At 69.3% G+C, this 25,159-nt stretch carries 18 protein-coding genes; 4 read left to right on the forward strand and 14 right to left on the reverse strand.

Annotation, left to right across the window (positions count from 1 at the left end):
• Positions 1-72: 72 nt before the first annotated feature.
• On the reverse strand, positions 73-2,196 hold the full coding sequence (locus AB0E91_RS04485; protein WP_361774995.1) for a DNA topoisomerase IV subunit B: 2,124 nt from the start codon (positions 2,194-2,196) through the stop codon (positions 73-75).
• Between the two features lie 439 nt (positions 2,197-2,635).
• On the opposite strand from AB0E91_RS04485, the gene AB0E91_RS04490 reads away from it, so the two are divergent.
• Positions 2,636-2,866: a hypothetical protein gene (locus AB0E91_RS04490; RefSeq protein WP_361774998.1), complete on the forward strand. Its 231-nt coding sequence runs from the start codon at positions 2,636-2,638 to the stop codon at positions 2,864-2,866.
• 117 nt (positions 2,867-2,983) lie between these two features.
• Here the strand turns inward: AB0E91_RS04490 and AB0E91_RS04495 are convergent, their stop codons facing one another.
• The 7 genes from AB0E91_RS04495 to AB0E91_RS04525 form a co-directional block, all read right to left on the reverse strand.
• Positions 2,984-3,853, reverse strand: a complete 870-nt coding sequence (locus AB0E91_RS04495; RefSeq protein ID WP_361775001.1) for a serine protease — start codon at positions 3,851-3,853, stop codon at positions 2,984-2,986.
• Between the two features lie 122 nt (positions 3,854-3,975).
• Positions 3,976-5,505, reverse strand: a complete 1,530-nt coding sequence (locus AB0E91_RS04500; protein WP_361775003.1) for an RNA polymerase sigma factor — start codon at positions 5,503-5,505, stop codon at positions 3,976-3,978.
• A gap of 628 nt (positions 5,506-6,133) precedes the next feature.
• Complete coding sequence (locus AB0E91_RS04505; protein ID WP_361775006.1) at positions 6,134-7,021, reverse strand: FadR/GntR family transcriptional regulator; 888 nt, start codon at positions 7,019-7,021, stop codon at positions 6,134-6,136.
• A 161-nt stretch (positions 7,022-7,182) separates the two neighbouring features.
• Positions 7,183-9,018: an ABC transporter ATP-binding protein gene (locus AB0E91_RS04510; protein WP_361775009.1), complete on the reverse strand. Its 1,836-nt coding sequence runs from the start codon at positions 9,016-9,018 to the stop codon at positions 7,183-7,185.
• Between the two features lie 184 nt (positions 9,019-9,202).
• The gene (locus AB0E91_RS04515) at positions 9,203-9,961 is read right to left on the reverse strand and encodes an NUDIX hydrolase (protein ID WP_018547362.1); all 759 of its coding nucleotides are present in this window, start codon (positions 9,959-9,961) and stop codon (positions 9,203-9,205) included.
• Positions 9,962-10,093: 132 nt separating this feature from the next.
• Positions 10,094-11,641: a DUF4192 domain-containing protein gene (locus AB0E91_RS04520; protein ID WP_361775012.1), complete on the reverse strand. Its 1,548-nt coding sequence runs from the start codon at positions 11,639-11,641 to the stop codon at positions 10,094-10,096.
• 118 nt (positions 11,642-11,759) lie between these two features.
• A complete protein-coding gene (locus AB0E91_RS04525) occupies positions 11,760-13,910 on the reverse strand; it encodes a RecQ family ATP-dependent DNA helicase (RefSeq protein WP_361775015.1) in 2,151 nt (716 codons plus the stop codon).
• A gap of 333 nt (positions 13,911-14,243) precedes the next feature.
• On the opposite strand from AB0E91_RS04525, the gene AB0E91_RS04530 reads away from it, so the two are divergent.
• Positions 14,244-14,864, forward strand: a complete 621-nt coding sequence (locus AB0E91_RS04530; RefSeq protein ID WP_361775018.1) for a hypothetical protein — start codon at positions 14,244-14,246, stop codon at positions 14,862-14,864.
• A gap of 223 nt (positions 14,865-15,087) precedes the next feature.
• Here the strand turns inward: AB0E91_RS04530 and AB0E91_RS04535 are convergent, their stop codons facing one another.
• The 5 genes from AB0E91_RS04535 to AB0E91_RS04555 form a co-directional block, all read right to left on the reverse strand.
• Positions 15,088-15,720, reverse strand: coding sequence for a hypothetical protein (locus tag AB0E91_RS04535; protein WP_361775021.1), 633 nt, complete (start codon positions 15,718-15,720; stop codon positions 15,088-15,090).
• A 68-nt stretch (positions 15,721-15,788) separates the two neighbouring features.
• Entirely contained in the window at positions 15,789-16,490 is a 702-nt protein-coding gene (locus AB0E91_RS04540) for a ribonuclease HII (RefSeq protein WP_361775024.1), read from the reverse strand.
• Between the two features lie 117 nt (positions 16,491-16,607).
• The gene (locus AB0E91_RS04545; RefSeq protein WP_361775027.1) at positions 16,608-17,513 is read right to left on the reverse strand and encodes an ADP-ribosylglycohydrolase family protein; all 906 of its coding nucleotides are present in this window, start codon (positions 17,511-17,513) and stop codon (positions 16,608-16,610) included.
• Between the two features lie 92 nt (positions 17,514-17,605).
• Positions 17,606-18,265 carry a histidine phosphatase family protein gene (locus AB0E91_RS04550; protein WP_361775030.1) on the reverse strand — a complete coding sequence of 220 codons (660 nt, stop codon included), beginning with the start codon at positions 18,263-18,265 and terminating at the stop codon, positions 17,606-17,608.
• An 80-nt stretch (positions 18,266-18,345) separates the two neighbouring features.
• A complete protein-coding gene (locus AB0E91_RS04555) occupies positions 18,346-18,951 on the reverse strand; it encodes a YdbC family protein (RefSeq protein WP_361117428.1) in 606 nt (201 codons plus the stop codon).
• A gap of 148 nt (positions 18,952-19,099) precedes the next feature.
• Here AB0E91_RS04555 and AB0E91_RS04560 point away from each other — a divergent pair, with 148 nt between their 5' ends.
• Together AB0E91_RS04560 and AB0E91_RS04565 are read left to right on the forward strand one after the other, a co-directional pair.
• Positions 19,100-19,633 carry a TerD family protein gene (locus tag AB0E91_RS04560; protein ID WP_361775033.1) on the forward strand — a complete coding sequence of 178 codons (534 nt, stop codon included), beginning with the start codon at positions 19,100-19,102 and terminating at the stop codon, positions 19,631-19,633.
• Between the two features lie 66 nt (positions 19,634-19,699).
• Positions 19,700-20,356: a hypothetical protein gene (locus AB0E91_RS04565; RefSeq protein ID WP_361775036.1), complete on the forward strand. Its 657-nt coding sequence runs from the start codon at positions 19,700-19,702 to the stop codon at positions 20,354-20,356.
• 462 nt (positions 20,357-20,818) lie between these two features.
• Here AB0E91_RS04565 and AB0E91_RS04570 read toward each other — a convergent pair whose 3' ends face one another.
• A complete protein-coding gene (locus tag AB0E91_RS04570; protein ID WP_361775039.1) occupies positions 20,819-22,846 on the reverse strand; it encodes a pentapeptide repeat-containing protein in 2,028 nt (675 codons plus the stop codon).
• Positions 22,847-25,159 lie beyond the last annotated feature (2,313 nt).

The raw sequence follows: 25,159 nt of genomic DNA on the forward strand, positions 1-25,159 counted from the left end.
CCCAGTACCTCGGGGCCGCCCGGCACCTTCACCGAGACCGACCGAAGCCCCTGCCGAAGCCGAGCGCAGCGCCTACGCGTCGATGCGCGACCGGTCCAGCGTCGCCGCCGAGCTGGAGATGAACTCCTTGCGCGGGGCCACGTCGTTGCCCATCAGCAGGTCGAAGACCTCCTCGGCGGCATCGAGGTCGGCGAGGTTGATGCGGCGCAGGGTGCGGTGGCGCGGGTCCATCGTGGTCTCGGCCAGCTGGTCGGCGTCCATCTCGCCCAGACCCTTGTAGCGCTGGATGGAGTCCTTGTACCGGATGCCCTTGCGCTGGAACTCCATGAGCTTGTCGCGCAGCTCACGGTCCGAGTACGTGTAGACGTACTTGTCCTGCCCCTTCTTCGGCTGGATCAGCTCGATGCGGTGCAGCGGGGGCACGGCGGCGAAGACGCGGCCCGCCTCGACCATCGGGCGCATGTAGCGCTGGAACAGCGTCAGCAGCAGACAGCGGATGTGGGAGCCGTCCACATCGGCGTCGGTCATCATGATGATCTTGCCGTAGCGGGCCGCGTCGATGTCGAACGTCCGGCCCGAGCCTGCCCCTATGACCTGGATGATCGCGCCGCACTCGGCGTTCTTGAGCATGTCGGTCACGGACGAGCGCTGCACGTTCAGGATCTTGCCCCGGATGGGCAGCAGGGCCTGGAACTCGGAGTTCCGCGCGAGCTTGGCGGTGCCGAGCGCGGAGTCTCCCTCGACGATGAACAGCTCACTGCGGTCCACGTCGTCACTGCGGCAGTCGGCCAGCTTCGCGGGCAGGGACGAGGACTCCAGGGCGGTCTTCCGCCGCTGGGCGTCCTTGTGCTGGCGGGCGGCGACCCGGGTACGGGCGGCGGCGACCACCTTCTCCATGACCACGCGGGCCTGGGCGGCGGCGTCGCGCTTGCTGGAGGTCAGGAACGCCTTGAGTTCCTTGGAGACCACGTTGTGCACGATGCGGCGGGCGGCCGAGGTGCCGAGGACCTCCTTGGTCTGGCCCTCGAACTGCGGCTCGGCCAGGCGCACGGTGACGACCGCCGTCAGGCCCTCCAGGGCGTCGTCCTTGACGACGTCGTCCTCGGCCACGCGCAGCATCTTCTTGGCGCGCAGCATCTCGTTCATCGTCTTGGTGATCGCCTGCTCGAAGCCGGCGACGTGGGTGCCGCCCTTGGGGGTGGCGATGATGTTGACGAACGACTTCAGGGTCGTGTCGTACCCCGTACCCCAGCGCAGGGCGACGTCGACGCCCAGCTCGCGGGTGACCTCGGTGGGGGTCATCTGGCCGTGCTCGTCCAGGACCGGGACGGTCTCCTTGAACGTGCCCTGGCCCGAGAAGCGGAGCACGTCGCACACCGGCTTGTCGGTGGCCAGGTACTCGCAGAACTCGCTGATGCCGCCGTCGAAGCGGAAGGATTCCTCGCCCTTGCTGCCGCCGTCGCCGAGGCCCATCTCGTCGCGCACGACGATGGTCAGGCCGGGCACCAGGAACGCGGTCTGGCGGGCCCGCTGGTGCAGGTTCTCCAGGGAGAGCTTGGCGTCCTTGAGGAAGATCTGCCGGTCCGCCCAGTACCGCACACGCGTGCCGGTCCGGGCCTTGGCGATCTTCTTGGTCTTGACGAGGCCGCTCTTGGCCTCGAACTTGGCGTCGGCACCCTCGCCGGTGAAGGCGCCGGGCACGCCGCGCCGGAAGCCGATGGCGTGGGTGTGGCCGCCGCGGTCGACCTCGACGTCGAGGCGCGCGGAGAGCGCGTTCACCACGGAGGCGCCCACGCCGTGCAGGCCGCCGGAGGCCGCGTAGGAGCCGCCGCCGAACTTGCCGCCGGCGTGCAGCTTGGTCATGACGACCTCGACGCCGGACAGACCGGTCTTCGGCTCCACGTCCACGGGGATGCCGCGGCCGTTGTCCCGCACCTCGACGGAGCCGTCGTCGTGGAGGATCACCTCGATGTGGTCGCAGTAGCCGCCGAGGGCCTCGTCCACGGAGTTGTCGATGATCTCCCAGAGGCAGTGCATCAGACCGCGGCTGTCGGTCGAGCCGATGTACATGCCCGGGCGCTTGCGCACGGCCTCGAGACCCTCGAGGACGAGCAGGTGCCGCGCGGTGTAGTTGGAACCGTCGCGGTCTGCTCCTGCCAGCAGCGCTGTGGACGGCACGGACGTATCGGCGGTCACGCGGTTCGCTCCTCGCTGAATTTCAGATGAGCCCCTCATGGGTAAGGGGTCGGCTTCGGTCGCCGCTCAGAGGGTACCGATGCCTGGTAGAGCCGGTGTAACGCCACCCTCGTCGGGGAACTCACCCTAGTCCACACTCGTACGAGCGTTCGATCCCTCGATGGAGTGAAGTCCACATCACGTTCCCTTCGAGGCATGAACCATTTAGGCTCCGGGCACGTCCTCATGAACAACCGGCAACCCAGCCGGGAGGACCGAGACCCAATGAGCGCGAACCCGTAAGCACACAAGAAACGCACTACGGCACATTCGCCGCCAACCGGCAGCAGACAGCCACCCGGAAAGATTTTTCCGACGGAAACCCCCGAGCGGGAACGATTTCGGCCTGGTTGGATGTTGACCCTGGTACGACAGCTCGTCGAGCTAGAGAAGAGGCGACGTGACTACTGTTCTGACCCCCGCGAGCCCCCTGACGGCCGCCGATCGCTGCGACCGCTGCGGCGCCCAGGCATACCTGCGCGTCGTCCTGCTCAGCGGCGGCGAACTGCTCTTCTGCGCCCACCACGGTCGCAAGTTCGAGCCGGAACTCAAGAAGATCGCCGCTGAGATACAGGACGAGACGGAGCGGCTGACGTCCCTTCCGGGCACCGCCTCCGACGAAGAGCGCTGAACCTCGCACCCACCCGACGAGCCAGCCCCGGCACCAGGCCGGTGAACGGGCGGCCGCTCCCCTCGCGGGAGCGGCCGCCCGTCGCTCGTGGTCGGACGAGACTCTCAGCGGACCCCCTCAGCTGCCGCCGAAGGCGCCTGTACGGCGACTGACGGCGCCCTGAGCCGTTCCCAGCACCTTCGCGACCTCGGACACCCGGGTATAGACGCCAGGGCTTCCGGGGCGCCCGCAGCCGTTCCCGAAGGACACCAGACCGATCAGTCGTCCGTCGGCGACCAGCGGCCCGCCGCTGTCCCCCTGGCAGGCGTCGGGACCACCGGCGCTCTCCCCCGCGCACAGCATGGTGTCGGCGCGATAGGCACCCGCCGCGCCGCTCGGGTAGGCGCGGGCGCAGACGTCGTCCGCGAGGACGTGCAGCCGCGCCGCGTACAGATGCTTCGCATAAGCGCCCTGCCCGCTGGTGTCGCCCCACCCCGACACCAGCGCCTCCGTACCGGCCGCGTAGGCCGGGTCACCCGCCTCCGCCATGCGCACGACGACGCGCTCCGGCAGCGGCCGGGCGAGCGTGAGGACGGCGAAGTCGCCGGAATTGGCCGCGGCGTCGTAGTCCGGGTTGACCTCGGCCTTGCTCACGGCGATCTCCTCCCCGTCCTCCGACAGCAGGTCGGTGCGGTTCGCGATGACCTCGAGGTCGCGGACGCTCTCGGGCGGTCCGCCCAGGGCGGCCTCGGACAGACAGTGCGCCGCGGTGAGCACCGTGGTCGGCGCGACGGCGACCCCGCCGCAGAACTGGCCCGCCCGCGTACCCCCGAACCGGTCACGACTGGACAGCGCCACCGTCCACGGCGCCGTCGAGACATCGATCGGGAAGCCGCCGACCACCACCCCGCCGGCGGCCGAGGAAGCCGCGCCGGCCGGGGATATCGCGGTCAGGACGCCCGCCAGGACCAGCGGCGGGATCAGCGTGCGGGCAACGGTACGACGCATCGAGGCACTCCTCACTCAGGGTGGCATCGGGAGACCCAGAGTGATCCACTCCGTGCCCGCCCGCAGCACGAAGGCCCGGCTCCCTCAGGGGGAACCGGGCCTTCGCCGTCGTACGACCGGGACTAGTCCAGGTAGTCGCGCAGGACCTGGGAACGCGACGGGTGGCGCAGCTTCGACATGGTCTTCGACTCGATCTGACGGATGCGCTCGCGCGTCACGCCGTAGACCTTGCCGATCTCGTCGAGGGTCTTCGGCTGACCGTCGGTGAGACCGAAGCGCATCGAGACGACGCCGGCCTCGCGCTCGGAGAGGGTGTCGAGCACCGAGTGCAGCTGCTCCTGGAGGAGCGTGAAGCTGACGGCGTCGGCGGGAACGACGGCCTCGGAGTCCTCGATGAGGTCACCGAACTCGCTGTCGCCGTCCTCGCCCAGCGGGGTGTGCAGGGAGATGGGCTCGCGGCCGTACTTCTGGACCTCGATGACCTTCTCGGGGGTCATGTCGAGTTCCTTGGCCAGCTCCTCCGGGGTGGGCTCGCGGCCCAGGTCCTGGAGCATCTGGCGCTGCACACGGGCGAGCTTGTTGATGACCTCGACCATGTGCACCGGGATACGGATGGTGCGGGCCTGGTCGGCCATCGCGCGGGTGATCGCCTGACGGATCCACCAGGTGGCGTACGTGGAGAACTTGTAGCCCTTGGTGTAGTCGAACTTCTCGACCGCGCGGATCAGACCGAGGTTGCCCTCCTGGATGAGGTCCAGGAAGAGCATGCCGCGGCCGGTGTAGCGCTTGGCCAGGGAGACCACCAGACGGAGGTTGGCCTCCAGGAGGTGGTTCTTGGCGCGGCGGCCGTCCTCGGCGATGATCTCCAGCTCGCGCTTGAGCTTCGGGGCGAGCTTGTCGGAGTTCGCCAGCTTGTCCTCGGCGAACAGACCCGCCTCGATGCGCTTGGCGAGCTCGACCTCCTGCTCGGCGTTGAGCAGGGGGACCTTGCCGATCTGCTTCAGGTAGTCCTTGACCGGGTCGGCGGTGGCGCCGGCCGCGGCGACCTGCTGCGCGGGCGCGTCGTCCTCGTCCTCGTCCGACAGCACGAAGCCTGCGGCCTCGGTGCCCTCGGGCTCGTCGCCGGACTTGGTCTCCTCGATGACCTCGTCCTCGAGAAGCTCGGCGTCGTCCTTCTTGGCCGCCGTCTTCTTCGCCGCGGTCTTCTTGGCGGTGGTCTTCTTCGCGGCCGTCTTCTTGGCGGTGGTCTTCTTGGCCGCGGCCTTCTTGGCGGGAGTGGCGTCCTCGTCGTCATCCGCCACGGAGGCGCCCGGGGCGGTCGTGGAAGCCGTGGCCTTGCGGGTGGTCACCGTCTTCGCCGCGACCGTCTTGGTAGTGGTGCGCTTGGCGGGGCTCTTCGCTGCGACGCTCTTGCGGGTGCGCTTGGGCTCTGCGGCACTGACCATCAGCGTCACACCCTCTTCCTCAAGGATCTGATTGAGGCTGCGCAGAACGTTCTTCCACTGAGTGGCCGGAATCTGGTCGGCTTCGAAGGCCCGACGCACATCGTCGCCGGCAATCTGCCCCTCAGCCTTTCCCCGCTCGATGAGCGCCATGACAGAGACGGACTCGGCGATCTCCGGCGGGAGCGTACGGGATGTGCTGGCCGACACGAACAACCTCTCGGAACGTTGGAAAGCGGCTTCCGGCTCACCGTCCGACACGGACAGGAGCCGACCACCGGCCTGGGGATGGGCCGACGGCGCGGGCGGGGCCGGGAAGATTCACAGCGCCTGGTACGGCGTCCGTATTCCCTCCGCGGCTTTACCTCTTAGGTCATCGCACTGTTTCCACGAGCGTTACGCCCAATCTGCGTGGCCCGAGTCACACCCCGTAAGCGGTCAAAAGTTGTCGGACACGAGCAGAACGGGTTCTTTTCATCCTAACGAGATGAGCCCGCTTTCCGTCGAGACCGAAGCCGCCGTCCTCGGCGGTCCGCCGCGCGATGCCATGGAGTCCGGTCCCGGCGCCACGGGAACCCGCGCCCTGAGCGTCACGGCAACCGGCGCCATGGACCGCCACGGCGGCCGACCCGACGTCATGCGCACCGGTCGGGCCGCGACGGCGGGGCCCCGAGCCCGGCACCGCCATCACCACCTCCGGCAGGACCACCCTGATCCGTGGCGCACCGGCCGCATCCGTGGCGCACCCGCCACATCCGTGGTGCACCGGCCCGGCGCGGGGCACCACGCGCCGACGACCGCTTCGCTCGCCGCCGCCCGCGTTCGTTCGTCGTGCGGGTCAGTGCTCGCGCGGCGCCGGGACCACGCGCTCCACCTCGGGGTGGACGGTGAGCAGCTGGCGCATGGCCGCCTCGGCCGCTCCGCCGTCGCCCGTGCCGAGCGCGTCCACGATCCGGCCGTGCTGGGAGAGCGACGCCTCGGAGGGCCGGTCGCAGCCGGTGACGGGGCCGCCGGAGACGTGGAGCGCGGAGGAGACGATCCCGGAAAGGTGCTCCAGCATCCGGTTGCCCGCGACCTGGATGAGCAGGGCGTGGAACTCGGTGTCGGCCCGGGAGAAGGTCAGCGCGTCCCCGCCGGAGAGGGCGTGGCTCATGATCTCGACCAGGTCGGAGAGGCGCTGCTGCACCTCCTCGCGGCCGTGCCCGGCGGCGAGGCGGGCGGCGAGCGGCTCGATCGTCCAGCGCAGCTCGTTCAGCTCGCGGCGCTGGTCGTCGCGCTGTGGACCGAAGGCCCGCCATTCGATGATGTCGGGATCGAGGAGGTTCCAGTCGCTCACGGGGCGCACCCGCGTGCCGACGTTCGGCCGGGCGCTGACGAGGCCCTTGGCCTCCAGGACCCGGAGGGATTCGCGGACGACGGTGCGGGAGACCTCGAAACGCTGGCCGATCTCCTCGGGCACCAGCGGGCGGTCCGCCCCGAGGTCGCCCGAGACGATCATCTGACCCAGCTGCTGGACGAGCTGGCCGTGCAATCCGCGCCCGCGGCTGCCCGCGGCACGCCGGCCGACACGGCCCAGCTCGGAATCTGCCCCTTCCCAGGCGGGCACGGTGGGGCGATCGGCCACCGGAGCCTCGGCGTAGGGGTAACGGTCGAGTTCGCCCGGGCCGGCCAGACCGGAGTCGGTGGAGCGGGCGGCGGTCATCATGGTGTGCGCAAGGGTACTCACGCATCCTTTGTCGGCGCTGCCTCCAACTGCCTTGAGGGCTTTGGTGAAAAGCACACGAAAGGGTGATCGCTCACCCCGTCGCAATTGACGCCTTATCGTAAAGAAACGGGCTTTCTGCGGGGAGTTGTGCGCACAGTGGAGCGGGAACCATACGACGGGCCTCACCTGACCCTGATGCGCGGCACCGCGAACAGATACGCGCACAGCAGCGCGCCGAGCGACAACACCATGGCGCCACCCACGGGTTGGCCGACGATCCGGATCACCGCAAGCACATAGCGCTCGCCGCCGAAGGGCCACTGGAGCAGCAGGACGTCGTGCATCCGGACCGTGATTCCGGCGGCGGTTCGCACGGACGACCCCTCGAACACCTGGCGCACCAGCGGTACGACGGCCACCGGCACCGCGAGCACGGCCGCGAGCCCCGCCGTGGTCGAGCGGAAGACACCGGCCGCCAGTACCCCGGCCCACGCACACCCGATCACGAGGGCGAACCAACTCACACCCATCGACAACCAGTCCTCCGGGACCTGGGTCAATTCCCGGCCGTAGAGCAGATAGAGGGCTTCGGCGTCGCAGCCGAGCGTGAGGAGGGCGAGGATCGCGGCGGTGCCCCCGGAGACGAAGAGTTTCGCGGCGAGCAGCCCCAGCCGGCGGGGCACGGTGACACGGTCCACCGCCAGCGCGGGGTAGCGGAACTCGTCCCCGAAGGACAGCGCGCCGAGCAGCCCGGCCGCCAGCGCCACGGGCGGCAACGGGAACTCCCTCGGCCAGGCGGCGAACAGCCGCTCCTGCGGAGTGTGTCCGATCCGGGCCAGCAGTACGGCGATGAGCGCGGACACCAGCAGCACGATCCCGCTGGTGAGAAACCCGGTCCGGATCCCGGCGGCACGCCGCAGTTCGTATCGCAGGGGGCGGAGCGGACTGGGGGTGGAGCGGACGGCGATGGGAGGTGGAAGCGGGGACGAAGCGCTGCCGTCCAGGGCGATTTCGGCCGCCGGGGATGTGTCGACAGAAGCGGCGCTCTCGGCCTCCAGAGTCTGGATGGCCGGAGTCTCACCCCCCGGAATCTCGGCGTCCGGTCGCTCCTCGGCCCCAGCGGTGTCCGCGAGTTCGCCACCCGGGCCCATGTCGCCGATCTCGTCCGCGAGTTGATGGACCATGATGCCGTTCCGGTAGGCGGTCTCACCGATGTCGGCGGTCGTACTGCCGTACACGGAGATGCGGTTGCCGCCCTCCGGCACCACCTCGACGGAACGGCGCTCGACACGCGCCTCCTTGACGAGCAGGGTCGCGAGGCGCGCTGCCTGCGGGCTGCGCACGGCGACCCGGGGGCGGAGTCTGGTGCGGGCGAACTCCCTTCCCTCCTGGTCCGCGACGACTCTGCCGCCGTCCAGGGTGACGACGTGATCGGCCGTCCGTGCGGCCTCCTTGGGGTCGGCGGTGGTGAGGAGCACCGTGCCACCCTGGTCGGCATAGGTGCGCAACATGGTGTGCGTCCAGCGGGCCTCGGCGGGCGCGAGGTCGGCGGTGGGCTCGTCCAGGACGAGTGTGTGCGGGTCGGGCAGCAGGGCACAGGCGAGGCCCAGTCGGCGATCCATGCCGCGCGACAGGGTGCCGAGCCGTTCCTCGCGCAGACTGACGAGCCCGACCGCTTCGAGGACTTCATCGGCACGCCGGGCGGGAACTCCGGTCGCCGCGCAGAGCATCCGCAGGTGACCGCGGACCGTGCGGGCGGGGTGTCCGGGCACGTCGCCGAGTACGACGCCCACTTCGCGCGAGGGGTGGGCGATCCGGTGCAGGGGTCGCCCCCTGAAGTAGGTGATGCCACGCCCTTGCTGGAGTTCGAGCATCAACCCGAGCGTGGTCGTCTTGCCCGCCCCCGCCGCTCCGAGCAGGACCGTGAGGTGCCCGGCACGCGCCTCGAAGGAGACGTCGTCCACGGCGGGCGCTTGCGCTTTTCGGGGATTGCTGGTCAGTCCGACGGCCTGGATCACCCGAAGCAAGATAGCGCGCGGAGTCCGTTTTTTCGGCTATTACCCGATTCGACCTACTGTGACGTGCGGGGTCGCGCAACTCGTGTGCGCCGTTCGGGGGCCGCCCCTTGGGCACACGGCTCCACAGGCTTCCGCGTGGTCCCGCATGGATGGCCGCGATCCGGGCACCCCCGAGGCACTCGACTCAGACCTCGGGGCGGAGCATCGGCGGGTTGAGCAGGGTCGCGCCACCGGCTCGGAAGAGCTGGGCCGGCCTGCCACCCTGGCGGGTCGTCGTCCCTCCGGTCGGGACGAGGAAGCCCGGCGTGCCGGTGACCTTGCGATGGAAGTTGCGCGGATCGAGAGCCACACCCCAGACCGCCTCGTAGACGCGGCGCAGCTCTCCGACCGTGAACTCGGGCGGGCAGAACGCCGTCGCCAGCGACGAGTACTCGATCTTCGAGCGGGCCCGCTCCACCCCGTCGGCGAGGATCTGGCCGTGGTCGAAGGCGAGCGGTGCGACGGGCTCGCCGTCCCGGCCGTACCCGCCCTGCTGGAGCAGCTCCTCGACCGGCGCCCAGCGGGCGTTGCTCGCGTCACCGCCCGCGCGGGGCGCGGGAAGGTCCGGAGCGAGAGCGAGGTGTGCCACGCTGACCACTCGCATACGCGGGTCGCGCTTCGGGTCGCCGTAGGTGGCGAGCTGTTCCAGATGCGCGCCGTTGTCCTGGGCCGGGACGGCGGGGTCGTGGGCCCTGAGTCCGGTCTCCTCGGCCAGTTCCCGCGCCGCCGCCTGGGACAGGTCCTCGTCGGCCCGCACGAATCCACCGGGCAGCGCCCAACGCCCCTGGAAGGGCTGCTCGCCTCTCCGTACCGCCAGCGCGCACAGGGCATGACGGCGAACGGTCAGCACGACCAGGTCCACGGTGACGGCGAATGGCGGAAACGCTGACGGGTCGTAGGGCATAAGGCGATCATAGTCGTCTCCTTGACGATAAACACTCCCTTCTCCGGTCGTCGTCGCGGACGCGGGCGGCTGTCGTCGCGAGGACGGTGGCGAAGGTCCCCGTCGGCTCAGGGGCTGCTCCGTGTCCCGCGCTCACTTGTCCTCCCTGTCGGTCGCGCACGTCCGGGTGGCGTCCCGACGCTGGTGCGGGGGTCGTCGACGGCCGGTGTCCGCACGGGTGGGACCGGTGCTGCCGGGGCCGGTGTGCCCGGAGGGTCGACCTCGGCGTCGGCGGCGTGAGTTGGGAGCCGTGGGCGGCGCGGCGGCAGCACCCTCGGCCGGGTCGTCACCGTGGGCCTGATCGGCCGGCCTGGAAGAGGAAGCGGACGCGGGGTCAGCCGGCGCAGGTGGTGCAGCCGCGCCCGGCTCCGTGTCGGCGGTTCCCTGCGGAACCGTCCCCCGCAGCCGGTTCGCCCGTTCCACGCGGAGACAGCGCCGGACCGCTTCCGGGTCGATCCCTTCGTTGCAGGCCTGGTGCAGCAGGCGGGCGAAGAGGTAGTCGGGGTCCGCGCCGAGGGCCATCGCCAGGGCCTCCCGCGCCTCCAGTTCGTCGCCGGTGGACCAGGCGACCCAGCCGACCAGCGTCAGCGGGGCTGCGGCATGCTCGCGGTAGGGGCCGACACAGCGCCGGGCCACGGCACGCCACAGGCGCAGGGCGGGGCCCGCTTCGTCGCCCTCCATCCAGGCGGCGGCTCGGTCGCGGGTCGTGCGGTCCTGGAGGCCGAGGATCAGCGCGGCCGCCTCGTCGTGCGCGAGCAGCGTGTCGTCGCGCAGGTCCGCCGGGTGCGTTCCGGACACCGGGGGCGCTTCCGCGAAGCGGCGAATGATCCGTTCCGCGAGGTCCAGGGTCTCCTCCGCCACCTCCTCACGGCTCGCCTCCTCCAGAATGCGGGGCACCAGGGACAAGCCCGCCGCGTCCAGGGCGATCTCCTGTTCCAGGGCCGCGGAGGTCTCCCAGGGGAGCATCCTGGCGCGGAGTTCCCGCAGCGTGCCGCGCACCTGGAACCCTGCGTAGGTGGCCGCCGCCGCCAGCACCGACGTCCCGGGCAGGCCCATCACGGTGCCCTCGGCCGGGCAACAGGCGTCGACGGGGCAGACGTAGGACCAGAAGCGCCCGTCCGAGACGCACAGCGCCTCGACGACCGGGACGTCCAGGCTGCCGCACTCGGTGCGCAGCAGCTGGGCCAGGGGACCGAGCCGCCGCATGACGTCCTGCCCGGACTCACCGGCCCGTGGCTCCTGACAGACGTACGCGACCATCCGCTCCGCACGTGCCCCGCGCCGCTCGCTGCCCAGCACCAGCCCCCTGGCCAGTTGCCGAGCCGCCGCACCCCAGTCGTCCTCGCTCGCGGGAATCCCCAGCCGGGCCCGGCCGCCGAACCTGCCCGGCCCGCCGGTGTCGTGCAGCGCGACCAGGACCATGCTGTCCTCGGGCCGGTACCCGAGCAGATAGGGCAGCGCGTCGGCCAGCTCGGCCGGGGTACGCAACGTCACCTGAGCGTCATGCACGTCCCTCCCGCCGAAGGCCGCCTCCGCCGAACCAGCACTTCCTGCCCCTCCCCCCGCCCCCGATCCAACTCCCGAAAAGTCCCTGTTCTCGCCGCTCTCGAACGGTCCAGCCGTTTCGCTGTGATTCGTCATGCGCTGACGATCTCGCAGTTCGCGAAATCCCGCTGGACCCTGTGGATAAGTCGGATCAGGGACATGCCAAGACATCGCCCGACAGGCGGCTCCAGCCGTACCCGGGCGCCGTCCCGCGCTACCCGCCAACCCCCAGCACCAACGGCAGGACCCCCTCCGCCCCCGCCTGCCGCAGCAGCCGCGCCGCCACCGCCAAGGTCCAGCCCGAGTCCGTGTAGTCGTCCACGAGGAGGACCGGGCCCGGGGTGGCCGCCAGGGCGGAGGCGAGCTCGGGCGGGACGGTCAGGGATGTGGCCAGGGTGCGCAGGCGCTGGGCGGAGTTACTGCGGGGGGTGGGGTGGTCGTCGGTGAGGGTGAGGGTGCCGAGGAGGGGGAGCCTGCCGATGCGGGCGACGCCTTCGGCGAGGGAGGTGACCAGGTGGGGGTGAGTACGGGAGGGCATCGCGACCACGCCGACCGGGCGCGGCGTCGCGTCCGCCGTACCGCTCGCCCAGCCGGAGGGTGAGCGGGCCCAGTCGGCGAGCACCGTCACGACGGCGGAGAGCACGTCGTCCGGGACCGGGCCGTCGGGTGACTGGGGCGACAGCAGGGGGCGCAGTCGGTTGCCCCAGCCGATGTCCGAGAGTCTGCCGAGCGCGCGGCCGGTGGCCGCTTGTTGGCCTGCGGGGATGCGGCCCTTGAGGTCGACGCCGATCGCGGCCATACCGGTGGGCCACATGCGGCGCGGCTCGACCTCCACACCGGGGCGCTCCAGTTCGCCCCGCGCCGCGGCCAGGGCGTCGGGTACGACGGCGGGGTCGAGCCAGGGTCCGGCGCAGGTGTCGCAGCGGCCGCAGGGGGTGGCCTTCTCGTCGTCGAGCTGGCGTTGCAGGAACTCCATCCGGCAGTCGGTGGTCGCCACGTAGTCCCGCATGGCCTGCTGTTCGGCCTCGCGCTGGTGGGCCACACGCGCGTACCGCTCGGCGTCGTAGACCCACGGCTGGCCGGTGGCGATCCAGCCGCCCTTCACGCGCTTGACCGCCCCGTCCACGTCCAGGACCTTCAGCATGGTCTCCAGCCGGGAGCGCCGTAGCTCCACCAGCGGCTCCAGCGCGGGCAGGGACAAGGGGCGTCCCGCCTGCTCCAGCACCGACAGGGTGCGCCGTACCTGTTCCTCGGGAGGGAAGCCCACCGAGGCGAAGTAGGCCCAGATCGCCTCGTCCTCGCGGCCGGGCAGGAGCAGCACGTCCGCGTGCTCCACGCCTCGGCCCGCGCGGCCCACCTGCTGGTAGTAGGAGATCGGGGACGAGGGCGAGCCCAGGTGCACCACGAAGCCCAGGTCGGGTTTGTCGAAGCCCATGCCGAGGGCCGAGGTCGCCACCAGGGCCTTCACCCGGTTCGCCAGCAGGTCCTCCTCGGCCTGCAGGCGGTCCGCGTTCTCGGTCTTGCCCGTGTAGGAGGCCACCGGGTAGCCGCGCCGGCGCAGGTAGGCCGCGACCTCCTCGGCCGCCGCCACCGTCAGTGTGTAGATGATCCCGGAGCCCGGCAGATCGCCCAGCCGCTCCCCCAGCCAGGCCAGCCGGTGCGCCGCGTCCGGCAGCTTCAGGACGCCGAGCCGCAGGCTCTCCCGGTCCAGCGGTCCCCGCAGCACCAGGGCGTCCGCGCCACCGGTGCCCAGTTGCTCGGCCACGTCGGCCGTCACGCGCGCGTTGGCGGTCGCCGTCGTGGCGAGGACGGGCACGTCCGCCGGCAGCTCGGCCAGCATGGTGCGCAACCGTCGGTAGTCGGGCCGGAAGTCGTGCCCCCAGTCGGAGATGCAGTGCGCCTCGTCCACGACCAGCAGACCGGCCGTGGCGGCGAGCTTGGGCAGCATGTTCTCGCGGAAGTCCACGGAATTGAGGCGCTCGGGGCTCACCAGGAGGACGTCGGTCTCGCCGCGTTCGACCTCCTCATGGATGGTGTCCCACTCCTCGGGGTTGGCCGAGTTGATGGTGCGGGCGCGGATACCGGCCCGCTCCGCCGCCTCGACCTGGTTGCGCATGAGTGCCAGCAGTGGCGAGACGATCACGGTGGGACCGGCGCCGCGGCGGCGCAGAAGGGCGGTGGCCACGAAGTACACCGCCGACTTGCCCCATCCGGTGCGCTGCACGACCAGTGCCCGCCGGTGCTCCTCCACCAGTGCGGCCACGGCCTGCCACTGGTCCTCCCGCAGCCGGGCCGCGCCCTCCCGGGCGCCGACCAGCTCGGCGAGGACCGCATCGGCTTCGGCGCGGAGCGTGAGATCGTCCATGCCTCCATGCAACCCGATGGCACTGACATTCGGCGAATCCGGACGGCGTGACACACCCCCTCGCACGCGGGCGTCGGCGCCGGGGCGCGGAAAGGGCGCGAAACGGTCGCCCGAGGCGTCGCCGGTGGTCGCCGGGGGTAGGGATATAAGTAACGCACCACCAGATAACCGTCGGCGGCCCCAATTGCTCGTTGCCGCATCCAAGTTCGACAGGAAGAATTGAAGTCCGCTCCCCGCACGGCTCGCCCGTGTTCCGGCTGGGCTTTACTGCGGTGCGCGCTCCCCCGAATCCGACCTCGCCCGCAGTGTGGGCGCGTAGCCGAAGGGAGGAACGTGACCTTCGGATTCGCCTCGTCCTCGGCGGCCTCGTTGTCGACGTCCGTGACCGCCGCTTCCGCCAGCCGTCTGCTCGAACCCGCCGAGTGGGCAGCCGCCAGAATCCCGCTGCTGCGCAACCCGCGCGAGGTCGTGGGCGGGCTGCACGTCCGCCATCGCCCCAGACCGTCCACGGCCGTCGTGGCCGTGCTCGATGCCGACGAACGGCTGTGTGCCAGCGCCTCGTTCACCAGGCGCTCCGCCCCGGCCGACGGCTGGATGTTCCGCAACGCGCTGCTCGACCAGTTGCGCCGGATCATCCCGCACGACCTGCGCCGCCGCACTCCGGTGCGCACCGCCGTGCTGCTCTACTGCCGCGAGGGCGAAGCGCGTTGGACGGAGGAGGACGGCGCCTGGATGTGGGGGCTGCGCGACGCGTGCACGCTGCACGGGTTGCGCTGTGGCGCCTACATCACGCTCACCCAGGAGGGCTGGCAGGTGCTCGGAGAGGGACGCGGGGGCCGTAGTCCCCATGCCCATTCGGCGCCGGAGTCGTTCGCCCTGTCGGAGGTCCCGCCCCTGGCACCGCGCACCGGTGGCCCGGTCTCCGAGGTGCTGCGCCGGGCGGCGGCCCGCTGATCCGGGGTTCACGGCACGTACGCCCGCGCAACGGCGGCGGCACAGCGCCGCCGCCGGAACGACTTCACGCACCATGAACGCTCACGCACCATGAACGGCGAATCGCCGTCCGGTGGCCGGCCCCTGTGACGGGGACGGCCACCGGACGGCGCTCCGGGCACGGCAGAGACCGTACGGCGGCGCGGACATCACCGGAGCGACCGGTGACCCGTTCCGCTCGGGGTCAGACCCCGGCGCCCAGGACCGAGTTGATCTGCTGCGGGTCGCCGCAGACGATCAGCAGGGCTCCGGCCCGGGAGTGGGCCGCGGAGAGGGCGGTGGTGGCGGTTTCGGTGCTGCCCCCGTTGACGGCCACGACGACCACGGGACGGGAGGCGGCGCGGGCGGCGAAGGTCGCGTCCGTGTAGAACACGTCGTCGCCCGCGTCGTGCTGCGCCCAGTAGGACGCCTCACCGAAGGACAGTTCGTGCTCGGTCCACGGGTGCTGGGCGCCGGTGGTGATCACCAGCACCTCACCCGGGGAACGGCCCGAGTCGAGCAGCAGGTCCAGCGCCTCCTCGGCGGCGTCGAGCGCACCCTCGGCCGAGGCCGGGAGCAACTGGATCTGCGGGGTCGCCGCGGGGGCGGCGGAAGCGGCCGGGCCCGACGGGCTCGGCTTGGCCGGAGCCACGTCACGCGGCGTGCGCTGCACCGGCGGTGCCGGCCGCGGGGGGCCGGGACGACCGGGGCGGGCCGAAGCCGCTGGGCGGGGGCCGGGTACGGGGCGAGGGGTCGGCGCGAGGTGGCTGCTGGCCGCCGTGGCGCTGGAACCCTGGGCACTCTCGTGAATCTGAGGCTCCTCGGGAATGAGAGGCATGAGCTGATTTTTATCAAACGTTGAAACAACACCGACGTCCGGGTGGCACATCAGTGCGAGCGGAACCGTCAGAAGTCGAAGCCGAGCTGGCCTTCGATCTCCGGAGCGCCTCCGCCGGCCCAGGCGCGGGCCTTCTTGAGGTGCCGCCACTGGGGCAGCGCATCAAGATACGCCCACGACAGGCGGTGGTACGGAGTGGGTCCCCGCTCCTCCAGTGCGGCCTTGTGCACGGGTGAGGGATACCCGGCGTTGTCCGCGAATCCGAAGTCTGCATGGCCGACGCCGAGTTCGGCCATCATTTTGTCGCGCCGCACCTTGGCGATCACCGAGGCCGCCGCGACGGCGACGCACGACCGGTCACCCTTGATCACTGTGCGCACCTGCCAGGGAGCGCCGAGATAGTCGTGCTTGCCGTCGAGGATCACGGCGTCGGGACGCACCGGGAGCGACTCCAGGGCCCGTACGGCGGCCAGGCGCAGCGCGGCGGTCATGCCCAGGTCGTCGATCTCCTCGGGGGAGGCGTCTCCCAGGGCATAGGCCGTCACCCAGGTCTGGAGTATCCCGGCCAGTTCCGTACGCCGCTTGACCGTGAGCAGCTTGGAGTCGGTGAGCCCCTCGGGCGGACGCCGGAGTCCGGTGACCGCCGCGCAGACCGTGACGGGCCCGGCCCAGGCGCCGCGTCCCACCTCGTCGACGCCGGCGATGACCTTCGCTCCGGTCGTGGCGCGCAGGGAGCGCTCGACGGTATGAGTGGGTGGTTCGTACGGCATGGCGCCCTTAGCGTACGCCGCCCGGAGCGGGGCGCGACACCCCGCCCCTCCCCCACGCGGTCCTGGACGGCCGGAGCCGGGTCGTACCGCCTCCGGAGCAGCCGTCGTCCGTTGCCGTCAGCGGCCGTCGGGCACCCACGCGGGCAGCCCCTCGGTCCGCTCCGACCACGTCTCGGGTGGGGCGCCCGCCGGGCCCGCGGCCAGGACGCCGCCCACGATCGCGCAGGTCGTGTCCACGTCGCCGCCGACCTGGGCCGTCGTCCAGAAGGCCTGCTCGAAGTCGGTGAGGGCGCGGGCGGCGGACCAGAGCGCGAACGGGACGGTGTCGTGCGCGCTGGTGCGGCGGCCGCAGCCGAGGACGGCGGCGACGGTGGCCGCGTCCTCGTAGTCGAGCATGCCCCTGGCGCGCCTGAGGCCCGCCTCCACGGCGCTTCTCGGCACCAGGGCGATGACGCCGTCCAGGAGCGCTTCCGGGGCCGGCGGACCGTCCGGGGAGGCGGCCAGCGCGGCAGCGGCGGCCACCGCCATGGCGCCCGCCACGGCCTCCCGGTGCTGGTGGGTGGGGTAGGCGGAGATCTCCGCCTGGTGGGTGGCCTGCTCGGGGTCGTCGGCGTACCAAGCGCCGAGCGGGGCGATCCGCATCGCGGCGCCATTGCCCCAGGAGCCCTGGCCCTGGAAGAGGCGGGCGGCCAGTTCGCGCCAGTCGGCGCCCTCGCGGACGAGGCGCAGCAGTCGGTTCACGGCGGGGCCGTAGCCGCGGTCGAAGTCGTGGTGGTGGGCGAAGGAGTGGGCCAGGGCGTCCTGGTGGACGCGGTCGTGGGCGGCGAGGACGGACACGACCGAGCAGGCCATCTCCGTGTCGTCGGTCCACTGCCAGAGTCCGTCGGGCAGCTCGCGCCGCTTGAGCAGGGGGTGGTTCACCGGGACGAAGAACTGCGAGCCGAGCGCGTCGCCCACCGCAAGTCCGCGCAGGCTGGCCAGGGCGCGGTCGAGGCGCCCGGAAGAGAAGGAGTCGGAGGTCATCTTCGGGCAGCCTATGCGCGGTCCTGGTGTTCGATCATCCGGTTTTCAGTGCCCCGGGTTCGGCGATCCGGCCTGGGAAGGCGCGCCCGCTCTCAACCGCCCATCCAGTACGGCACCGGTTCGCGCCAGCGCTCGAAGGGGCGGTCGAGGGCGTACTTGCCGTTCTCCCCGAGAACGAGCATGCGCATCTCGGCGTTCCCGGGATTCGAGAGCGACTCGAATTCGGACACGGTCCAGTGGAACCAGCGCATGCAGAACAGCCGCATGGCCAGGCCGTGGGTCACCAGGAGGACGTTCGGCGGGTGGTCGGGCTCCTCGAAGCTGCGGAACAGGCTCTCCAGGAAGCCCCCGACCCGGTCGTACACGTCGGCGCCGGACTCTCCCTGCGGGAAGCGGAAGAAGAAGTGGCCGTACGCGTCGCGGTACGCCTTCTGGAGGCGTACGTCGTCGCGCTCCTGCCAGTTGCCCCAGTCCTGCTCGCGCAGGCGGGGCTCCTCGCGCACGCGTATGCGCGCGGGATCGAGGTGGAAGGAGTCCAGGGTCTCGTGGGTGCGGCGGTACGGGGAGACGTACACGCTCACGGGTTCGTCGCCGACGATCTCGCGGAGCCGCTCGCCGGTGTGCTCGGCCTGGCGTCGGCCGCGCCCGGTCAGGGCGAGGGCGTGGTCGGGCTCGCGCTCGTACACGGAGTCATCGACGTTGCCCGTTGACTCGCCGTGCCGGACAAGGATGATGCGCCGTGGTCGTGCCATGCCAGCACCCTAGATCGCCCCGGCGACGGTCGCGCACGCGTACCGGCTTCATACGGCGTAGGTCACACGATCCGGGCGTCTCAGACCGTCCAGGACGGCTCCAGTTCCACGATGTCGCCGGAGAGGGCGGCGATGTCCGCCTCGGTCTGGGCGCGCAGGGCGAGGCGCTCCACGCGCTCGGTGCGGTACTTGCCGTGCTCGGCGGCCGAGCGCCACATGGACAGCACCAGGAACTCGTGCGCGGGTGCCTCGGCGAACATGCCCCTGATCATGCCGGGCGAGCCCGCCATGGCGGGGTTCCAGACCTTCTCCTGCATGAGGGTGAAGTGTTCGACGCGCTCCTCGTGCGCGCGGCACAGGGCGACCCGGATCAGATCCGCGTCGGTGAACCGGGGTTCGAAGCCGGTCTTCACGTCGAAGCGGTACTCGAACAGCTTGACCTGGCTGTCCTTGAACGTGCCGGACTGCGACGCGGCGAGGCGGTCGTGCGAGCGCGCCATGAAGGAGTCGTAGAAGGCGCGGCTCTCCCAGAAGGCGAAGATGTGCGCGACGCCCGGCCGCTGCCGGCTCCAGCCTCCGCCCTGTCCCCGAAATCCCGGCTCCCCCAGAAGCCCCGCCCATTTCCGCTGTCCCCGTTCGAACCCCCGGCGGTCCACGACGGTGCAGCGAATCCACTTGACCAGCACTGCGCCATCGTAAGGCCACGGGACGTGGCGTCGGTCACGCTCCGGCTCATATCCCCCGCGCGGGCGCCCTGTTCGCGTGGCACGATGAACAACGAGGCTTTATGCAGCGGAAGTTGAGAAATCGGACCTTCGGGAGAGGGGAAACCTGGTGACCGGATTCGGCAAGGGAATCCGCAGGGTCGAGGTGGCACTGAAGTGGGACCCCGGTCCGGCGGGACAGCCACCCTCCGACCTGGACCTCGTGGCCGCGACGTTCACGGCGGACGACGCGTACGGGGCACCCGCCTATCTGGTGTACTTCGACAGCCGTTCCCCGGACGGCACGATCTCCCTCAACCGGGACAGCCCGGACGGCAAGGGCTTCGGCTGGGACGAGGTCATGAACCTCCAACTCGACCGTCTGGACGGCCGCTACGCGCGCGTGGTGGTCGGTGTCGTCATCCAGCAGGGCCAGGGGCGCACCACGTTCGCCTCGGTCCTGAACCCGGCGGTCCGCGTCAGCGAGGGCTACACGGCGCTCTCCGAGACCGGCTTCGCCTCCACACCGGATGCCATGGCGGCGACGGTCGCCGAGTTCGTGCGGGAAGGCTCCGGCGAATGGACCTTCCACGCGGGCGTCCATGGCTTCAACGAAGACCCGGCGACCTTTACCCGCGTCCTGGGAACCAAACGTCGCGGCTGAGGACCGCAATGCCCCGGCCTGTGAGCGGCCGGGGCATTGTCAGTGGTGCGCTGTTGAATGGCCGTCATGAACGTGCACGACCTGTTGCCCCTGCTGCCCGACCCCGACGCGCTCGCGGCCCGCTGCCGCGCCTTCGCGGTGCTGGACACCGTGCTCGACCCGACGGCGCCCATGCACACGTACCAGCCGAACTGGCGCGAGGGGGTCGACCTGGCCCGGATGGAGAACGGCTCCGGGGACCAGTGGGGCATCGTGTTCGCCCCGGCCGGGGTCTTCCTCCACGGCTTCGACCACGAATGCGACGCCACGCCCTGGCGGGAGGATCCGCGGGCACACTGGCCGGGCCTGCTCGACGGCCTGCCCGCCTCCCTGGCGCACTACGCGACGGCACCGGAGCTCCAGTTCGAGGGCTTCCTCGACGCCACGGTCTGCGCCTGGCGCGAGACGGGCGCAGCCGCCTGGCACTGCGGTCCGGTGACATTCGCCGCCGACGAATCGGACGGCACCGAATGGCTCTTCGGCCTCCTCGCCGACGGCAGCGCGGAGGCGTACGCGAATTTCGCCGAGGAGAACTGGGACCGGCCGATCGACCTCGACGCGGTCCGCGCCATCCTGACCGGCGCCCCCCTGACCCGCCACATGGTCGCGGCCCTCTCCCCCACCGCGGACTTCGAGACGAAAGCCGAGCGGGTCCATGCCCTCGGCCACCCCGTAAGCCCCTGAGTCGCCCCAGCGGAAGGGGCGCCGGCCTGTTCGGCCGACGCCCCTTCATCGAGCCCGTGTCACGGGCTCAGCCGCTGATACTGGCGGAGAGCACTTATTCCTGCTGTGCGCTATTCGCCAGATCCCTGCTCTTGGTGTGGAAGGGGCCTCAGCTTGAAGGCCGACGCCACAGACTCGACCAACCATGCAAGCCGACCGTCCCGGGCAGCGAGTCCTTCACACACTGCGTCACACCAGCTCCTCCATGTCTGTCCACTACACGGGGTACACAGTTCGGTGCGTCATAGCACGCCCTCAGACCAGGATCGTCGGGACCCACCGATGCTCATGGATCAGATACCGCAAGATTGGTGTCAGTAGATGTGGCTGCGGCCCTGAGATCCACAGCCACTGGGAGCTGAACTGACCTGTGTGCTCGCTTCATCCCGAGCCGCCGCACTGGTCCTTGCGCGGTCCGGGACGTCAGCGTTTGACGCGGCTACGGACTGCCAGAACCGCGAGGCCGAGGAGAACGGGTTCGGTGAGGCGGGAGAGCATTTCGGTGTAGGTGCCGAAGGTGGTCAAGTCTTGGCCAGAAGAACGGAAGACCACCGAGTTGATCACCACCCGTACCGCCTTATCGAACCGTTCGGTGGTGACCCGTTCACTCAACGGGCCGGTGGGGTTGCGCGGGTCGGGTGTATCGGTGGTGAGTTTTAGGTTCTGACCGGCACTCACCTGCTGACCGGTGGTCTGCGGTTTCGGGTCGTCGACGGGCAGACCCCACAGCACCATCGCCATGATCGTGGCGGCCATGGCCGTCACCAGCCACGTCAGGGCGCGCGTAGCGCGCAGTCCGTAGCCCGACAGGGCCCAGTAGGAGGTTAGGAGTACCCGCTCACCGAAGGGGCGGGTAGTGTCATGGCGACGCATCTCGCATTCGCCATAGTAGAAGTCGGCAGCGTCCGGTTCGTTCTTACCGTCCTCGATGGACTTGCGCAGTTGCCGGTACAAGGCGGCCACCGCCGCTGGCTTCAGCTCGGGGGCGTCCTGTGGCGGGAACATCCAGCCAGGGGCGATGGCCGAGCTGGAGTGGCGGGCGGTGCGCACCCGCCAGTAATGCTCTTCGGTAAGCGTGTTGCGTCGACTCCACCGCCAGGGGAAGCGCCGGTTCCAGCCGGTGGGAGTGGTAGCGAAGGTGCACCAGCCGTCCACCCTCATCTGGTCCAGATGCACAGCGCCCGCCAGGCGGCACCGCTTTAGGTCGATGTCGTGCAGCGCCAGGTAGGCGGCATCCACCCCGCCCACCGATGCCAGGCGCACACCGGGCTTCTCTCCAGACAGCTGCGCCTCCGATAGCGGGGCACCCGATGCAGGGCGAACAAAAGGGTCGGGGCGAGCAGCGACCAGCATCGGATATTCGAAGACCGCATCCCTCAGGTCCAGTTCGGCGTAGCGCAGGTGCAGAGTGGCGGTTGACACCCACCGTGTGCGCGCACAACTAACATGACGGGCACCGATCTCCACCGTCACCGGCCGCTGGAACACCGCACCGTCCAACGCCACCCGCTTTCCGCACATCAGCGGCCCCAAGTGTGGCGCCACTTCAAACCGTGCCCCGCTGAAGTTGAGGTCACCGGAGAACGTGGCCTCGGCGAACCCCGCCATACCTTCGAAGGCCGCCACCTTGAACTCGGCGCCACCTTCAAACCTCGCCCCGCCAAAGTCGGCCTCACTGCAGAAGGTCACCTCGTTGAACCCAACGCCGGCTTCAAAGGTTGCCCCGCCAAAGTCGGCGTCACGGATGAAGGTGGCCGTGCCGAACTGGGCGGGCCCAGAGAACGTCGAACGGTCGAACTCAGCGGTCCCAGAGAACGTCGCCGAACGGAAACGGGCAGTCCCAGAGAACGTGGCCGAACTGAACCTTGCTGGCCCAGAGAACGTTGCCCCGCCGAACAGCGCAGCTCCTGAGAACGTCGCCCCCTTGAATTGGGCGGTCCCTGAGAACGCCGTCAGACTGAAGCGGGCCTCGCTGGAGAAGACCGCATCACGGAATCCAGCACCGCTGGAGAACGTCGCCTGGTTGAACCGAGTCTCGCCGGAGAACGTCGCCTGGCCGAAGCGGGCAGGCCCGGAGAACGTCGCCCCTTCGAAGCGAGCGGACCCCGAGAACGTCGCCTCACCAAACCGGGCAACACCAGCGAACGTCGCCCCCTCGAAGCGAGCGGACCCCGAGAACGTCGCCTCACCAAACCGGGCAACACCAGCGAACGTCGCCCCCTCGAACCGGGCCTCACCGGAGAAAAATGCCCTGTAGAACCGTGCGTCGCCCGAAAAGGTCGCCTGCTCGAACCGGGCGTCGCCTACGTGAGGGCTGTTGGTGGTGGGGTCGGCTGCCAGTGCGTCAAGTAGCCGGCTCAGCAGTTCAGGGGTGAAGGAGGTACCGCGGTGGTCTACGTCGGCTCCAGGCGACAGAGCCGCGAAGTAGGCAATGCGATCAGTCTCGGACAAATGGGCCAAGCACGCGGGAAATCCACTGACCTGGATGCCTCGGCAGCCGACCGGGTCGGTGCCGTGGCCGCAGTGCCGCCAGTGCTGCGGAGGTGAGGGCCGGGCAGGGCTTGCTGACGTCATGCATTAAGGACGATCTGCATGCCCAAGCGGTTGCCCAGCCTCCCGTTCGAAGGTGCCGTTCCTCACCGGGATAGAGCTCACCGTCACACGGCAGGGGGCTCGTTCGGCGACAGTCGATGGGTTTGGAGCGCGTGGTCAAAGCCGTCTGACCTCCGCGCAGTCGAACCCAGGTGTCTCGCTCACACGCGAACAGGGGACGCGAAACGCAGTCTCGCATCAGACCCAACTACAAGCCATCAAGAAGCCTGTGAGCAGAAGTGCCGAAATCCCAGATCACCACCCTTGACCAGCATTTTCACAATCTTGACGGCGACCGGACGCTAATGCAGAGTACCTACTGCTGACGCTTCGTTGTCTTCTCCAGATCCTCTGCACGAGCCGCCAGGTACCCGGCCCAGTCACGCTTAGCGAAGCGAACCCACCGAACAGCCGTGTTGATATGCATGCCGAAGAGCCCTGCAATCACGGGTGCCGGCAGGTCAGCCGCAAGGGACATTCGAGCAGCGTTGCGAGCACCCGGAGGTGTGATTCCAAATTTCTTCAACCTCCGAGCCAGGGTTCCAGCGGCAAGGTGCATGCCAGCCCGCCTTCCCGGGAACAACCAACGCGACGACCCTACGGTCGCTCCAATCACCGACAAATTCCGTGGAGAGTCAGCGAGTTCCATCACTAGACATGCGAGCTGCGGAGGTAAAAGCAATGGCTTCTTACCGAGAGAAACGTAAGTCTCCCCATCCGCCCGAATTAGATCGTCGAAAGTCAAGCAAACAATCCGAGCGAGAGTGGCCCCGAAGGCAAGAACCAGTGCTCCGGCCACACGAACGTCCAATGGAATTCCACTGTCAATTACGCATCGGCGAATCTGCTGGATGTGATCGTACTCATCAAGGACGACTTCAGGATTCCCCTGCGGGCGACATGGCACGAATACCGGGTCGATCAAATGCCGACTCACAGCCCAACCAATAAAATATCGAACCTGATATCGCATAGTCGAACCTTCTGCGAGCCAGCGGTCGACGTCTCCCTGAGTGATCTCCTCAAAGAGACTACCTCGCCGATCCAGCCAATCCAAAACTGAAAGGCAATGCTAATCCGTCGCCGAGTCGATTGAGCCGCACCATAACTGAGTTGGTGACGCTGAACCTTACGTCGAGCTCGGAGGATGATGTGCCATTGGATGAACGGGCGTAACAAGCGCACGTGATGAGCAGGCTTGCCCACTAGCAGGTTCTTTGACCAAGCCTCAAGGCGTCCGAAGTGTTCCACCCGCTCAGGCAGTACGTGAGAATGGACTAGTGCACTTCGAGCATAATCCGCGGCAGGCCCCAGCGGCATCTCATCCAAGAGTTCATGGCTTACTTTCCTATCCTCTCGGGCGACTTGGACTAGTAACTGCGCAGCACGCCCCTTGGCTAGCCATTGAAGTCTGCGGTATGGACGCGGAACGCTTCCTAGCACCTCGATCAGCGGCTGAATTTCCGGCTTGATTAAGCCGTCTTGATCGGAGAATAGGTCACGCAACCTCACTTTAAGGACGCAACGATCACAATTCCCGTCCTCATACAGGAATCCCGCTTCTCCGCAGGTGCGGCAAAGGTAGTCTAGCCAACTGCCGCCACAGGGGCCGCACACACGCCTTCCAAATGAATTAGTGGAAATTAGTGCTCGCCGCTTGCCGCATCCCTCGCAATCCCCTGGTTCAGACAGAGTTCGGTTATAGCAAGTATCACAGACTGGTCCGCCAGGCCATCTCGCGTGGATCTGACGGTCTCGACCGCACCACGAGCAGATTCGAGTGGGTCGCCTATAGCACCGCTCACAGGCGTATTCGCCTGTGATACGACTGCGCCGGCACTGCCGAAGCAGTCCACAGGTAGCGCAAGTATTTTCCGGTCCGTAATAGCAATGGGCGCATAGATCAACCCTGCCCGAAGATCCTTTGATTTTCGTAGGGCGATTCTTGCCACACTGACCACACGCTCTTTGCGGGGCCCGGTAACAACGCTTGCATACTGCCTGCCCCTCAACACGTGAGTGAGCTGGCGCTCGGTCACCGCATACGCTGCACAAGTGGACCGGCTTGGGAGCGCAGTTACAGCGGCTAACAGAATGAGCCGGGCTGATCTACAGAGATCCCGGCTCGCCGTCAGCGACGAACCGCTTCAGGGATCGCTCCAGCAGTTCCAG

Source organism: Streptomyces sp. NPDC026659, assembly GCF_040638245.1.
GTDB lineage: Bacteria > Actinomycetota > Actinomycetes > Streptomycetales > Streptomycetaceae > Streptomyces.